General features: G+C 34.7%; 16 protein-coding genes. 14 read left to right on the top strand and 2 right to left on the bottom strand.

The annotated features are described in order from the left end of the window. Positions 1-227 precede the first annotated feature (227 nt). Positions 228-1,394, top strand: coding sequence for an ABC transporter substrate-binding protein (locus ACEN31_RS09020; RefSeq protein WP_407109228.1), 1,167 nt, complete (start codon positions 228-230; stop codon positions 1,392-1,394). A gap of 48 nt (positions 1,395-1,442) precedes the next feature. Here the strand turns inward: ACEN31_RS09020 and ACEN31_RS09025 are convergent, their stop codons facing one another. Continuing rightward, the gene (locus ACEN31_RS09025; RefSeq protein WP_197104459.1) at positions 1,443-2,252 is read right to left on the bottom strand and encodes a Cof-type HAD-IIB family hydrolase; all 810 of its coding nucleotides are present in this window, start codon (positions 2,250-2,252) and stop codon (positions 1,443-1,445) included. A 136-nt stretch (positions 2,253-2,388) separates the two neighbouring features. Between ACEN31_RS09025 and ACEN31_RS09030 the strand changes: the two genes are divergently transcribed. From ACEN31_RS09030 to ACEN31_RS09055, 6 genes are all read left to right on the top strand, one after another. Beyond that, positions 2,389-3,228, top strand: coding sequence for an alpha/beta fold hydrolase (locus ACEN31_RS09030; RefSeq protein ID WP_197104458.1), 840 nt, complete (start codon positions 2,389-2,391; stop codon positions 3,226-3,228). 117 nt (positions 3,229-3,345) lie between these two features. Further along, positions 3,346-3,753 (top strand): hypothetical protein, encoded by a 408-nt coding sequence (locus ACEN31_RS09035; RefSeq protein ID WP_407109229.1) that lies wholly within the window; start codon positions 3,346-3,348, stop codon positions 3,751-3,753. After that, on the top strand, positions 3,732-4,220 hold the full coding sequence (locus ACEN31_RS09040) for a glycoside hydrolase family 3 N-terminal domain-containing protein (RefSeq protein WP_407109230.1): 489 nt from the start codon (positions 3,732-3,734) through the stop codon (positions 4,218-4,220). The genes ACEN31_RS09035 and ACEN31_RS09040 overlap by 22 nt, the downstream gene beginning before the upstream one ends. Before the next feature lie 23 nt (positions 4,221-4,243). Next, positions 4,244-5,416, top strand: a complete 1,173-nt coding sequence (locus ACEN31_RS09045; protein WP_407109237.1) for a glycoside hydrolase family 3 C-terminal domain-containing protein — start codon at positions 4,244-4,246, stop codon at positions 5,414-5,416. Between the two features lie 100 nt (positions 5,417-5,516). Further along, complete coding sequence (locus tag ACEN31_RS09050) at positions 5,517-6,368, top strand: alpha/beta hydrolase-fold protein (protein WP_338489107.1); 852 nt, start codon at positions 5,517-5,519, stop codon at positions 6,366-6,368. A gap of 146 nt (positions 6,369-6,514) precedes the next feature. Then, complete coding sequence (locus ACEN31_RS09055) at positions 6,515-6,868, top strand: hypothetical protein (RefSeq protein ID WP_197104454.1); 354 nt, start codon at positions 6,515-6,517, stop codon at positions 6,866-6,868. Between the two features lie 46 nt (positions 6,869-6,914). Here the strand turns inward: ACEN31_RS09055 and ACEN31_RS09060 are convergent, their stop codons facing one another. After that, positions 6,915-7,427 carry a type 1 glutamine amidotransferase domain-containing protein gene (locus ACEN31_RS09060; RefSeq protein WP_407109231.1) on the bottom strand — a complete coding sequence of 171 codons (513 nt, stop codon included), beginning with the start codon at positions 7,425-7,427 and terminating at the stop codon, positions 6,915-6,917. A gap of 158 nt (positions 7,428-7,585) precedes the next feature. Here ACEN31_RS09060 and mgsA point away from each other — a divergent pair, with 158 nt between their 5' ends. The 7 genes from mgsA (at position 7,586) to ACEN31_RS09095 (ending at position 15,074) form a co-directional block, all read left to right on the top strand. After that, on the top strand, positions 7,586-8,008 hold the full coding sequence (mgsA, locus tag ACEN31_RS09065; RefSeq protein WP_407109232.1) for a methylglyoxal synthase: 423 nt from the start codon (positions 7,586-7,588) through the stop codon (positions 8,006-8,008). Between the two features lie 24 nt (positions 8,009-8,032). Continuing rightward, complete coding sequence (locus tag ACEN31_RS09070) at positions 8,033-8,608, top strand: xanthine phosphoribosyltransferase (RefSeq protein WP_138404899.1); 576 nt, start codon at positions 8,033-8,035, stop codon at positions 8,606-8,608. A gap of 129 nt (positions 8,609-8,737) precedes the next feature. Next, positions 8,738-11,344 (top strand): ATP-dependent chaperone ClpB, encoded by a 2,607-nt coding sequence (clpB, locus tag ACEN31_RS09075; RefSeq protein WP_138404898.1) that lies wholly within the window; start codon positions 8,738-8,740, stop codon positions 11,342-11,344. 150 nt (positions 11,345-11,494) lie between these two features. Further along, the gene (locus tag ACEN31_RS09080; protein WP_407109233.1) at positions 11,495-12,691 is read left to right on the top strand and encodes an AI-2E family transporter; all 1,197 of its coding nucleotides are present in this window, start codon (positions 11,495-11,497) and stop codon (positions 12,689-12,691) included. A 97-nt stretch (positions 12,692-12,788) separates the two neighbouring features. Next, a complete protein-coding gene (locus ACEN31_RS09085; RefSeq protein ID WP_407109234.1) occupies positions 12,789-13,382 on the top strand; it encodes an NfeD family protein in 594 nt (197 codons plus the stop codon). 1 nt (position 13,383) lies between these two features. Beyond that, positions 13,384-14,400 carry a flotillin-like protein FloA gene (floA, locus tag ACEN31_RS09090; RefSeq protein ID WP_407109235.1) on the top strand — a complete coding sequence of 339 codons (1,017 nt, stop codon included), beginning with the start codon at positions 13,384-13,386 and terminating at the stop codon, positions 14,398-14,400. Next, on the top strand, positions 14,400-15,074 hold the full coding sequence (locus ACEN31_RS09095; RefSeq protein WP_407109236.1) for a hypothetical protein: 675 nt from the start codon (positions 14,400-14,402) through the stop codon (positions 15,072-15,074). The genes floA and ACEN31_RS09095 overlap by 1 nt, the downstream gene beginning before the upstream one ends. The last annotated feature ends 196 nt before the right edge of the window (positions 15,075-15,270 follow it).

Consider the following 15,270-nt stretch of genomic DNA (forward strand, 5'->3'; position numbering starts at 1 on the left):
TGGTGAATTAACCATATCAGAAAGGGGGTCTTTTTTCATCACCTAATGGGTGATGAAGCAGATTACTTTAAAGACTATTAAATCAATGTTAGGAAAGACTATTAGTAAAACTATGAATTATTCAGGATTAAGTAGATATATTAAGTTTAGGAATAGACCTGAATTAGATTTTAAAATCTAGTTTAGGTCTATTTTTGTAAAAAAAAATTAAGGGATGGGGAATTATGATGAAACTTAGAAAAATTGGATTAACATTATTATCAGCTCTATTACTTTCGACAACAGCACTGTCACCGGCAGTTACTTTTGCACAAGAAAATATTATTATTGGTGGGAATTTAGAATTAACTGGGAATGCTGCAGCCTATGGTTCACCCGCAGCTGATGCAATAAATTTATTCATTCAACAAATTAATGACAATGGCGGAATCCTAGATGGCCGTATGTTAGAGGCAGAGATTATTGATAACCGATCTGATTTAACTGAATCGGCATCAATTGCAACGCGTTTAGCTGGTAGCGAGGCCGTAGGAATTATTGGACCTACAGCCACAGGTGTAGCCAAAGCTGCTATTCCTATTACTAATGAAGCTGGAATTGCGAATATTTTTGCAGCGACTACAGGTGACGGCCTAACATTAGCGGATGATGGTTCATTATTAGAATATATCTTCCGTGTTTGTTTTGAGGACTCATATCAAGGTTTAGCTGCGGGGGCTTATACAGCGAATGAATTAGGTTTCTCAAAAGCAGTTATTCTAACAGACCAAGCCTTAGATTACTCACTTGCTTTAGCTGATTCATTTACTGAAACATTCACAGAGAATGGTGGAGAAATCTTAGAGACACAATCATATCAATCTGGAGATACTGATTTCACAGCGTTACTTACTTCGCTATTAGGCAAAGACTTTGATGTCTTATACATTCCAGGTTATTATACTGAAACAGGGTTAATTATTAAACAAGCCAGAGAGATGGGGATTACTCAACCAATAATTGGTGGAGATGGATACCATAGTGATACATTAGTAGATTTAGCTGGGACTAGTAATGCCACTGACATCTACTTTACAACACACTTCTCTGAAGAAAGTGACAATCCAAAAGTACAAGAATTTTTAACTGACTTTGAAGAAATGTATGGCCGTTCAGCAGACACATTCTCAGCCTTAGGATATGATGCGATTGGTTTGCTTATTGATGCCATTGAAAGAGCGGGATCAACGGATAGAGATTCAATTCGTCAAGCTTTAGAAGAAACTGAAAACTTTGAAGGAATTACAGGAACATTCTCAATGGATGAAAACCATAATCCAACCAAATCTGCTTTAATGTTACGTCTAGAAAATGGAGAAATTGCGGAAGTATTTGAAGCTTCAGCTGAGGAATAAAGACAAAAAATTAGGAGGGAGACATATTAGTGTCACCCTCCCTTTTTATTATAAACTGAAATAATTAGTTAAGAAATGAGCTAGGCCATCTTCATCGTTGGTAAATTCAGTTTGAGTGTCAGCAACGCCTTTGATTTCGTCTGTAGCATTCTTCATTGCTACACCTAAACCAGCGTATTTAATCATTTCTAAGTCATTATTCTCATCACCAAAAGCTAGGATATTCTCATTTGGAATATGATAGAACTCGCTGACTTTATTCACTGCAACTGATTTATTGATTCCTTGACGAACGACTTCAAGAATGGGTAAAACGCCACCCCAAGTACGTACAGATACATCGTCACCGTAGCGAGCCATAATTCGATCTTCAATCGTTTTTTGCTTTTCAACGTCACATAGAATAGTTAAAGCGGTTGGATTCTGTGTTAAGTTTGCGCGGCTTAATTGACTGATCTCGGCTAAGTCTTTAGGGAAGAAGGGACTATCTGGTAAATTCATTGATGAAGTAAATAGTCTTTCTTTACCTTCGGCGATTAATAAATTGATATCTAAATTATCTTGATTCGCAAATAATTCAAAAGCGATTTCTTTATCCAATTCTTCATGATATGCAGGTAAGAAATGTGGCTTTCTTGGGTGGTGGCAATAAGCACCGTTAAAGTTTACCATCGGCGAATTGATATTCATTTCATTGTATATATTAATACTATTTCTATATGGGCGCCCTGTAACAATCATGACGATATGTCCGAGCTCATCAAGCTTTCTTAAAGTTTCAATTGTAAATCGAGAAAGTTTTGATTGATTATTTAAAGTTGTGCCATCTAAATCAATGGCAATAAGATGTTGATTCATATAAGAAACTCCTTTCATATATAGATGATTATACTTAATTATTTTCAATCATACAAATGAATGTTTAAATTGTTTTTCTTCGTCAATATTCGGTACAATATGAGATAGAAATAAATATTAACTATGGGGGAATTTTATGCGTCATATTACTAAATCCTATTATGTAAATGAAATACCAGTCATTGAAATTATCGATGCGAATTTAGAAGATAAAGCTGCGCCATTGGCTATTTTTTATCATGGTTTTACCGGTAGCAAGGACTCGAGTATGACCTTTGGGAATGAGATTGCTAAACGCGGATTCCGTGTTATTATGCCAGATGCTCAACATCATGGTGAAAGACGTAAGTACGGTGTCGATTTAAATGTTAATGGTATCTTATTTTTCGAAGCGTTGATGAGCAACGTTAAAGAATTTCCTGAAATAGTTCATTTTTATCGTTCGAAAGAATTAATTAAAGATGACTTTATTGCAGTAGCTGGAATGTCAATGGGTGGTATGACCACTTCGTTAATACTCAAAGCAAATAAAGAAGTCAATGTTGCCGTTGTATTAATGGGATCTCCTCAACAAATCAAATTTAACGATTGGATTGTTAATCAATATGTGAGTCATGGCGGTGAAGTGGATCAATTAGCTCCAAATGCTAAAACCATCTATGAATATATGACTGAATACTTCAAGAAATATGATTTGGGACTTGATCCTCAAGCGATTAATCAGAGACCACTATTATTCTGGCATTCTAAGCAGGACCCAGTTGTACCATATATCTATGCTGAAGAATTTGTGGAAGCTGCTAAAAATATTCCAGAAGGTAAATACGTATACTTAAAACTAGACGATCAGGGTGCACATAAAGTACCTTTCATCGAAATGGCAAGAATGGGTGAGTTTATTTCTGCTGCCTATAATGAAGAAGTTGAAAATGTTTATGAAGTAGCCGAAGAAAACTTCAATAAACTTTGGGGTTAATCACTGAAAAAATTTAAATATGTAACAATTTCGCTAAAACGCTTTAATTATTAATTGAAGCGTTTTATTTTACGTGATATTATAAATACATCAGATGATTGGGAGGGTTAATTTAAAATGAATCTTAAAACAAAAAGTAAACAAATAATTGAAGTCGATGGTTTAAAATTTAAAGACCTAAACAACAACGGTGTATTAGATGCTTATGAGGACTGGAGATTATCAAGTCGAGAAAGAGCTGAAAACCTTGTCTCATTAATGAATATCGATGAAAAAGTTGGTATGTTAATGATTAATCAATTTGGTATGGGGAAAGCGAAAAAAGAAGGCGAAAATACCGAAATCTTAGATGAAGTATTTGAGAAAGCTGACGGAACACCAATGAAGTCGCTAGATAAATATCCGATGACTGAAACGATTGAGAAATTACACATGCGTCATTTTATCTTAAGAGATAATATGCCGAATGAAGATATTAATGAATGGGTTAATAAAATAACGAAGTGGCTGAGGCAACTCGTTTAGGAATTCCAGTAGTTGTTGCATCGAATTCAAGAAATGAATTTTCTAGCAAATTACTGGCTGAAAATCTTGAGAAACTGCCATTCTCACTATATCCAGGAATATTAGGAATCGCTGCGGCTGTACAAGGTGATCTTGAACAAGGTGAAGGCTATAAGATCATTGATGATTTTGCTAAATATAGTAAAAATGAATGGTTAGATTCAGGTATCCGTAAAGGTTATATGTACATGGCTGACGTTGTGACAGGTCCAAGATGGCAACGTACTGATGGAACATTTGGTGAAGAGCCTGAATTAATTAGTGAAATTATTGCCCGTTTAATCAAAGGCTTCCAAGGTGAAGAGCTTAATGAAGACTCGATTGCCTTAACAATCAAGCACTTCCCAGGGGGGGAGCAAGAGAGAACGGATTTGACCCTCATTATAAAGAAGGAAAATGGAACGTATACCGTACAGAAGGTAGTTTAGAAAATTATCACTTACCTCCATTTATCGAAGCGGCGAAACATAATCCAAGTTCAATGATGCCATATTATTCAGCACCAAGTATTGAGAAAAGTCATTTCCAAAGCTTTGATGGAGAAGCAATTCCTTTTGAGGAAGTTGGAATGGCATTTAACCACTATATCTTAAACAATCTACTACGTGATAAATTAGGATTCACTGGATACATTAACTCAGATACAGGAATTATGGGTAAAACTGGCTGGGGTGTTGAAGACTTAACGGTTCCTGGATGTTTTGCTAAAGCAATTAATGCTGGGACAAATCTAATCAGTGGAACAAACCAAGTTAAAGACTTGAAAAAAGCTATTACAACTAACTTGATTTCACCACAAAGAATCGATCAAGCGAATGTGAATGTTTTAATTGAGATGTTTGATTTAGGATTATTCGATAATAAAACTTATGTCGGAGACCAACCTGTAGTCAATGAAGCAACTAAGAAAGAAGCTGAAGAAGCGGCATACCAAACACACTTAAAATCAGTGACTTTATTAAAAAGTGATAATGTCTTACCAGCTAAAGGACAAAAACTATTCGTTAAAGCCTTCGGTAGAGGTGAAGAAGAAACTGAAAAATATCAAGAACTTCTATTAAAAGACGTGCAGGCATTAAATATCGATATTGTTGAAGATTATAAAGAAGCCGACATTGCGGCGCTATTCTTATACCCAGTGAGTGGTTCGTATTTTGATGCGACACCTGGTTTATTAGAATTAGAAATCTGTGAAGATAAGACAAACATTGCACTGAATGGCGACACATATAAAGAAACAACTTTAAGCAACTTCTATGAATTAAATAAAATCGTAGACTATATGCACGAAAACGACAAAAAAGTTGTGACATCAGTGAATATAATCTTGCCATGGATTTTAGAGAATGTTGAGAAGAAATCAAATGCCTTACTTGTTGGCTATGACACATTCCCTGGAGCAGTGCTTGAAGTTATTCTTGGGCAATTCTCTCCAATTGGAAAACTTCCTTTAACATTACCTAAAAACAGTAAAGTAATTGGTGTTGATGAATATGGTGTATCAATTTCACGAAACGACGTACCAGGTTATGATAAAGATAAATACATGCGTGAAGGTATGACTTATGCTTATGTTGATCAAGCGGGGAATGAATACCGAAGTGGCTTTGGTTTAAATTATTAAATTCTTCTACATAGATGTGCTTATCTTTTACATATCACTTTTAAACGTTATAATGTAAATGAATTAAAATGATTAGATATGGGGTGAGTAGGTGGAGCCAATGTTTTGGAAGCGAACGGATGATTATTACTATTTAAAGTTAGAAACGCATTATTTAGATATACCTTACTATAATCAGAAAAGACGCATCCGTGTTTTATTACCGAAAGATTATAAAAAAGATGTTGAGAATGCTTACCCTGTATTGTATATGCATGATGGGCAAAATGTGTTTTATAGTAAAGAGGCATTTGTAGGTCATTCTTGGAAAGTCATTCCAACGATAAAAAATAATAAAGAGTTACCTAAAATGATTATTGTTGCAGTAGATAATGCCAATGAAAATCGATTAAATGAATATTCGCCGTGGCCAACAGATCAAACGAAGACTGAAGAATTTCAGAATGTCGGTGGAGATGGGGCCTTGCATGGTGAATGGTTTGTTAACGAATTAAAACCCTTTATTGATGACAATTATCGAACGCTACCTGATAGAAAGAATACTTTACTTGCTGGAAGTTCAATGGGTGGCATTATGGCAGCCTATATGGGGAGTAAGTATCCAGAAGTATTCGGAGTCCTTGGAGTATTCTCATTAGCTTCATGGTTTAATGAAGAGCAATTTTTATCTTTCATCAAAGCGCATCCTTTAAACCCAGATACGAAAGTATACATTCAAGTAGGGACAAACGAGGGCGATGATACCGATGCTAGTTTTATCGATGGTAAGATGAATCAACAATATATTGATTGTAATCTTCGATATTATAATAATTTACTGAAAATGAATCATCCCATAGATAATATTTGGTTACGAATTATGGCAGACGAAGAGCACCATGAACTTTATTGGGCGCGACATTTTCCAGAATTCCTAAGATATGGCTTTGATATTATTAATGGTGATAATTAATCTTATTTTTCTTTTAAAAAGACTGGATTATCTAAAAACTTGCGTTATAATGTAAATCTCTTAGATATTTTAATAAAGGAGTTTTTACAATTAATAAACATCAATTTATAACACATACAATTGAATTAGTTGATGAGAACCATCCTTTGATTGCTCAGTTTCAACTTTCTTTAATGTTGCTAGTACCTAGCAGTTTAATAGCAACGGATATTCGCACAGGTTTTCCAAACTTAGTGAGCAATGAGCGGATAATTATTGACCAATTTGTTCTGATGCAATTTGAGGATTACAACAAGAATGCTGATAGTCAAAAACTGAGACCCTTATTATATGCAGATAATTTTCTACAAATTATTGAAGATGATTTATTTAATTATTATCAGACACATGATGAGATCGAATTAGTAAGTTGTAATTTGAATTTGTTTACCGATGTAAGGGCAAATTCAGCCATCAAACTTTTTTCATCGAATCCCGAAGATACAACTAGAGATAATTAGCAAAAAGAAAACTCCCATAAAGGAGTTTTTTCTTTGCATTCAATGATTATGCTAAAGCATCAACGATTGCTTTGTTAAATGCATCAATATCTTCTGGTGTACGACTTGAGATAATTCCTGAAGGATCAATAACAACTTCTTCATCATAGTAGTTAGCACCAGCATTTTTCACATCAATTGCGACTTGTTTCACACTCGTAATGTCTTTTCCGCGCAGTATATCTGCATTGACTAATAATTGTGGGCCATGACAGATTGTAAAAATTGGTTTACGAGCAAAAGCAAATTCTCTAACGAAATCAACGATACGATCGTCTTTTCTTAATTTGTCTGGAGAAAATCCACCAGGAATCAGTAAAGCATCGAAATCTGATGATTTCACTTCCTCAATCCCTTTGTCGATTGTAACCTCTGCTTCACCTTTTTTCCCTTTAGCCGTATGTCCTGCTTCAGGTCCAATTGTTATAACCTCGTGACCTGCTTCTACTAACACATCACGCGGAGAAGTAAATTCAATATCCTCGAATAAGTCTGTTATTACTGTAGCAATTTTTGCCATTAATAAAGTCCTCCTTTGAGTTTTCTACCTACAGTTTAACAATCTGGTAGATGAATGCAATTGATTTGCTTGAAAGTCCAGATATGTTGAGTATTAAGTAAGAAAGAATGCTCAGTATCTGATATAATTAAAGTAAAAAAAGAGGAGGTGTGTTTAAAGTGAAAATAGCTTTAATCGCACATGATAAGAAAAAAGATAATATGGTAAATATTGCGGTAGCCTATCGACATATATTTGCTAAACATGAATTATTTGCTACAGGTACAACAGGTCAAAGAATTATCGAAGCCACTGGTTTAAAAGTTCATCGTTTTAAATCTGGACCATTAGGTGGAGATCAACAAATTGGTGCAGCAATCTCAGATGATCGTATGGACTTAGTATTATTCCTAAGAGATCCCTTAACTGCTCAACCACATGAACCAGATGTGTCTGCCTTATTACGTCTTTGTGATGTTTACGATATTCCATTAGCAACAAATATGGGTACAGCTGAGATTTTAATTCGTGGGTTAGAAAGTGGATTTGTTGACTGGAGACATATTCGTCAAACTCAAGAACACAATAAGATTGATATTTAATTGATGACATTAGGAGGTATGTGAGTGAGTAATTTAAAACAAATGATATTAGAGCATGGAAAAGTTTATCCTGGGAATGTCTTAAAAGTTGATTCATTTTTAAATCATCAAATCGATCCACATGTGATTAAAAGTATCGAAAATGATTTTTATCAATACTTTAAAGATAAAGGTGTCACAAAAGTATTAACTATTGAATCATCTGGTATTGCACCAGCTTTAATGGTTGCCTATCGTTTGGATGTTCCAATGTTATTCGCCAAGAAAGCTTTACCAAGTACAATTAAATCAGAAGATAAATATGAGACTCTGGTTCATTCATATACAAAGAATACAACTAGTAATGTGTTTATATCAAAAGAATATCTTAATAAAGATGATAAAGTATTAATTATAGATGATTTCCTAGCTAATGGCGAGGCTGCTTATGGTTTAGCAGATTTAATCGAGCAAAGTGGGGCGGAAACAGTAGGTATAGGTATTTGTATTGAGAAATCCTTCCAACCCGGTAGAGAAAGATTGGAAGATTCCGGACACGATGTCTATTCGATCTGTCGAATTAAATCATTAGATGATGGGAAGATTGAATTTTATGAATAAAAAATAAAGGTCAAAAAACATTTGACCTTTCCTGACTAAAGGTATATAATAAATATAGCCTCAAGAGGAGCTTATATTTATATAGAAAAATAATTGACCAATTTTGACCAAAAGAAAGGCTGTGTAAATATGATTGATAAATTAACAACCACTATGCAACAGGCAATTGGTGAGGCACAGCAAGTAGCCATAACACGGCAACATCAACAAATAGATATTGCGCATTTATGGTTAATCATGCTACAAGCAGACCATTTTGCTTATAAATTATATAGTGAACAAAATATTCCAATGGATCAATTTGTTCGTCTAGTTGAAGATGAAATTGATAAAATATCACAAGTAAGTGGGAGTAATGTACAATACGGACAAGGTATTAGTCAGAACTTAAATCGCTTATTACAAGATGCAACGACGATTGCAGCGGAATATAATGATGAGTATCTTTCAACGGAAATCATTCTGTTGGCTTTATACAAACAAAAACATAATCCAATCGTTAAGTTTTTAAATGATAATGGCTTAACTGAACAAAAATTTAAAGATAGAATTGAAGAATTGAGAGGAGGAAATCGTGTGACATCTCAAAATCAAGAAGAGACATATGAATCTCTAGATAAATATGCGATTAACTTAAATGAAGCAGTCAAAACAAATAAAATGGATCCAATCATCGGACGTGATGAAGAGATTCGTGATGTAATTCGAATTTTATCACGTAAATCTAAAAATAATCCAATCTTAATTGGGGATCCGGGTGTTGGTAAAACCGCGATTGTTGAAGGACTAGCACAAAGAATTGTTCGAAATGATGTACCGGAAAACTTAAAAGGAAAAACTCTTTATTCCTTAGACATGGGTGCATTAATTGCCGGAGCAAAATATCGTGGAGAGTTTGAAGAACGCTTAAAAGCTGTATTAAAAGAAGTGAAAGATGCAGAAGGGCAAATACTTCTATTCATTGATGAAATTCATACAATTGTCGGAGCAGGTAAAACTGAAGGTTCAATGGATGCTGGGAATCTCTTAAAACCGATGTTAGCCCGTGGTGAATTGCATTGTATTGGAGCAACGACACTAGATGAATACCGCCAAAACTTTGAAAAAGACAAAGCTTTAGAAAGACGTTTCCAAAGAGTTATGGTTAATGAACCAAATGTTGAAGACACTATTTCTATTCTACGTGGTTTAAAAGAACGTTATGAGATTCACCATGGTGTGAATATTCATGACAATGCCTTAGTAGCTGCAGCAACACTTTCAAACCGTTATATTACTGATCGTTTCTTACCAGATAAAGCACTCGATTTAGTTGACGAAGCTTGTGCGACAATTCGTATGGAATTAAATTCAGTTCCATTAGAAATTGACCAAGTCAATCGTCGTTTAATGACTTTAGAAATTGAAGAAGAAGCATTGAAAAAAGAAGATGACGACGCAAGTAAACGTCGCTTAGAGATTCTTCGAGAAGAGTTAGCAAACTTACGAGAAGAAGCGAATAACTTGAAAGCTCGTTGGGATATTGAAAAAGAAGAAACAAATAAATTACGTGATAAACGTGAACAACTAGATCAAGCTCGTCATGACTTAGAAGATGCAGAAGCTGAATATAATTTAGAAAAAGCGGCTGAATTAAGACATGGCATCATTCCTGAACTGGAGAAAGAATTAACAGCCATAGAGAATGAACATGTTGAAACTGAAGTACAAAGCCGACTCACACAAGAATCAGTAACAGATGAAGAAATTGCTAAAGTTGTTGGTCGTTTAACTGGTATTCCAGTGAACAAAATTGTTGAAGGCGAAAGAGAAAAATTATTGCATCTTGATGACGTCTTACATAGAAGAGTCATTGGACAAGATGAAGCCGTTCGACTTGTTCATGAAGCAGTGCTTAGATCACGTGCTGGAATTCAAGATCCTAATCGACCAATTGGTTCGTTCCTATTCTTAGGACCAACGGGTGTTGGTAAAACAGAATTAGCTAAAGCACTCGCTGTGGCGTTATTCGATTCTGAAGATCATATGGTTCGACTTGACATGAGTGAGTATATGGAGAAACATACGGTGTCTAGATTAGTGGGAGCTCCTCCAGGATACATTGGACATGATGAAGGTGGACAACTGACTGAGGCCGTACGTAGAAATCCATACACAATCATTCTTTTAGATGAGGTTGAAAAAGCCCATCCAGATGTTTTCAATATATTACTTCAAGTATTGGATGATGGTCGATTGACCGATTCGAAAGGACGCGTTGTAGACTTCAAAAATACTGTCATCATAATGACAAGTAATATCGGGTCACACTTGCTTCTTGAAGGTGTAGAGGATAATGGCGAAATATCTTCAGAAACTGAAAAACAAGTAAACCAATTATTACGTCAACAATTCAAACCAGAATTCTTGAATCGTATAGATGATACTGTTCTATTCTCTCCATTAACATTAGACAATATGAGTGGTATCGTGCTTAAAATGATTGAAAATCTTTCAAATAGATTAGCAGATCAACAAATTAAATTAGAAGTGACAGAATCAGCTACCCAATGGCTAGCTGAACAAGGATATGACCCAATTTATGGAGCGAGACCATTACAACGCTTTATAATGAAAGAATTGGAAACACCATTAGCTAAAGAAATTGTAGCAGGGAATGTGTTGCCAAACTCTATTATAACAGTTGATGAAAGCGATGGACAACTTAGCTTTAATAGCACCGAAGTTATGGTATAACCTATAAGATATTCAACCAACGTATTGAAAAATGCGTTGGTTTTTTTGTTTAGTTAAACTTAAGACAGACGGTTTATAATACAAAAAGTAATATGGCTATATTGAGAAAAATAAATATGGTATATTAAAAGGAAATAACGGAGGTGAAATATGAACAAAATAAAGAAATATCGCTTTGATATTATTAAATATTTGTTTATAGCAGGTTTAATTGTATTGGCGATTGTTAATTTTGTCAGACTAAAAAATATTTTTAGTTATTTATTAACAATTTCAATGCCAATTATTTTAGGTTTTATTATTGCGTATATACTGAACATCCCGATGGTGATGTTGGAGAAATTATATTTTCCCAATAGTGACAGTATTGTTGTGAAAAAGACACGCAGGCCAGTTAGTATATTAGTATCTATTATTATAATAACGGTCGTTTTAATTTTCATTCTAAATTTAGTGATTCCTCAATTGATATCAGTCTTTGGCCGAATCATTGAAATAATCCCAGTCTTAGCGAATGGAATTCAAAGTTGGGTGATAGAGAATGAAGAAATATTCCCGCCATTAGCGGAGTTTGTTGAAACATTCCAAATTGATTGGCAAAATATTGTCACAAATATGATTTCAATAGTGAATCGTTTTACCACAAATATTATTGAGACAACTCTCTCAACAGTAGGTTCAGTCTTTAGTATCGTAGTTAATCTATTCCTTTCATTGATGATTTCACTTTATGTCTTGATGTCTAAGGAAACTTTAGATAGACAGTTTAGAATCTTATCTGAAACGTATCTGCCTGAAAGAGGGCATAAAGGTCTAATGTATGTGTTGGAAGTTACTGATTATTCGTTCCGTCACTTTATCACGGGAGAAGTACTAGAAGCTTTAATACTTGGATCGCTTGTGACTGTTGGTATGTGGATTTTCCAATTCCCATATGCTTCAATGATTGGGGCATTAACAGGTGTGACAGCGTTAATACCTGTATTGGGAGCCTATATTTCAGGTGCCATTGGATTTATTATAATTTTCGTTGATTCACCAATTCAGGCTTTAACTTTCTTAGTCTTTATTATTGTCATACAACAATTAGAAGGAAGTCTCATATACCCTCGTGTAGTAGGTGGATCGATTGGACTCCCTGGCTTGTGGGTATTAATATCCATTACAATCGGTGGGGGCTTATTAGGGATTTGGGGAATGCTTCTTGCTGTTCCATTAGTATCAACTTTGTTTAAGTTATTAAAAAATGACATAGAATACAGAAGAAACACTAGATATCAAGAACAAGAGTATGTTGACGCAGTCGAAGATATAAACGAAACAAATGAATTGGAAGGTACAACTTAGTAATTTAATAACCAACCAATTTTTTACTAATTATTTACAGATATTTCTTCGGAAATCCTCATATTAGTGGTATAATGAATATGAGAGGAGGGTAAATATGATTGCAAGTTTATTAATAGGTATGCTGTTACTTAGCTTATGTCTATTTTACAGTCCAAAATGGCTGTTCTTAGGATTAGCAGTAATAGCATATGGTTTTTATTTTGGAATGCCAGGTCAAAACTTACTCGTGTTCATAATTTTCATACTAGGTATACTCATGTTAATTGTGGAGTTTTATGTTCCTGATTTCGGTATTATTGGTATGTTTGGTTTATTAGCAATAAGTATATCTCTTTATATGCACTTAAACGACATTGGTGATGTAGTATTAACACTATTAGCAATGATTCTTGTCAGCGCGATTGGAATATTTGTCCCAATAAAATTAGGTAAAGATTTAGCTATTAGTAATGGATTTGTACTTGGGACTTCTTCTGAAAAAGAAAAGGGTTACTCGAGTCATAAAGATTTTACATTTTTATTGGGTGAAAAGGGTGTCACAGTCACAGCGCTTAGACCTGTCGGACGTGGTGAGTTCGATGGGGAGTATTATGAAGTTGTTAGTTCTGAGGACATGATTCAAAGTGGGACACCAATTTTTGTTTCAAAAGTTGAAGGCGCAAAAATTTACGTAAGAAAGGAAATATAATATGAATAATTTTCAAAATAATGATTTTGAGGTGTCGTCTCTAATTTCGATAGGTATTATTATTGTTATTTTAATAATACTAATTTCTTTATTCTTTAGATTCGTACCCGTAGGCTTATGGGTTACAGCTTATTTCTCAGGTGCTAAAGTTTCAATCGGTAACTTAGTAGGTATGAGATTACGTCGGGTTCAACCGTCAGAGATTGTACGACCACTAATTAAAGCAACAAAAGCTGGACTTACATTAGATACGAACCAATTAGAGGCGCATCACTTGGCCGGGGGAAATGTCAACTTAGTTGTTGATGCACTGATCGCCGCTCAAAGAGCGAACATTGATTTGGTATTTGAACAAGCTGCAGCGATTGACTTAGCTGGACGTAATGTATTTGAAGCTGTTCAATTTTCAGTAAATCCGAAAGTAATTGAAACGCCACTTATTTCTGCCGTTGCAATGAATGGTATTGAAGTAAGAGCGAAAGCAAAAGTAACGGTTCGAGCTAATATCGAACGACTCGTGGGTGGTGCTGGTGAAGAAACAATTATTGCCCGTATCGGTGAAGGGATTGTAACGACTGTTGGTAGTTCAGAAAGTCATTCAAAAGTCCTTGAGAATCCAGATTCCATCTCACAAACAATTCTACGTAAAGGGTTAGACTCAGGTACTGCCTTTGAAATTCTATCCATTGATATTGCCGACGTGGATGTTGGACGTAACATTGGCGCGAAACTTCAAGCGGATCAAGCGATTGCTGATAAAAACGTTGCACAAGCTAAAGCCGAGGAGCGTAGAGCGTTTGCAGTTGCAGAAGAGCAAGAAATGGTTGCTGAAGTTCAACGTATGCGTGCGCGTGTGGTTGAAGCTGAGGCTGAAGTACCATTAGCAATGGCAGAAGCTTTCAAAAAAGGAAATCTTGGTGTCATGGATTACTACAACATGAAAAATATAGAATCAGATACATCAATGCGTGATTCGATTGCTAAAGGAACGAATTCATCCGAAGAAGGTAGAGAATAATGAATTTTCTAGTTGGTGTATGGCTAATATATTTATTAGGTTCGTTCTTATTTTCAGTGTTTGCACCAAGAATTAGAAATCAGCATAAGAATTATCAAGATTCAGGGATTGATAATCATGAATCGGTAGAGAAACCCATTACCAAGTCAACAAATAAAGAACAGTTACAACGTAAGTCTGATATTCGAGCTCGAAATGAAAGAGTTCAAGCTATGCGAAAAAGACATAATAATCAGAGTGACAATTCGAAGTTAGTGAAAAACATGTCTTTAAACCAATTAAATAATAGTTTAAAAAAAGCTAATAATGCGCTGAGAAATACTGAAATATCTTCTGAGCAAAGTTTTGAATCACAGGATGATTATCAAGTTGATTTTACAAAAATCGCTGATTATGACAATCCAATTGATCATTCTTATATGGAAGGGGAAAGTCCAGAGCAATATTTAAATGAATTAGAAAATTGGTACGCAGATGCTTCAATTGAAGATGTTTCATGGATGGAACTAGATAATACAAATATCCTCCATGATGAACATACACAAAAAGCAGCCAGACCTAAAAATCAAACTGTCAATCATATGTATCACTCTATGAGAGATGGGGCAAAGCTAAGAGAAATGATGATTTTCAATGAAATAATTAACAAGCCCAAGAGTCTTCGACATAAATAATTGAATGACAAAAGATGCGAACGAAACCAATGTAAATTTGGAAGAGTTCGCATTTTTTACATTTATGTATGACGAATTTACAATTTAAGTGCAACAACAATAATAAAATAAAAAAAGATCCATAGTTTTCCTATAAAATAGATGTACCAACCAACTATTAGAAGGAGAAAGCTATGAATCCATACACACATCTTAC

Origin of the sequence: Ruoffia sp. FAM 26255, assembly GCF_045528525.1 — a bacterium.
Taxonomy (GTDB): Bacteria; Bacillota; Bacilli; order Lactobacillales; family Aerococcaceae; genus Ruoffia; species Ruoffia tabacinasalis.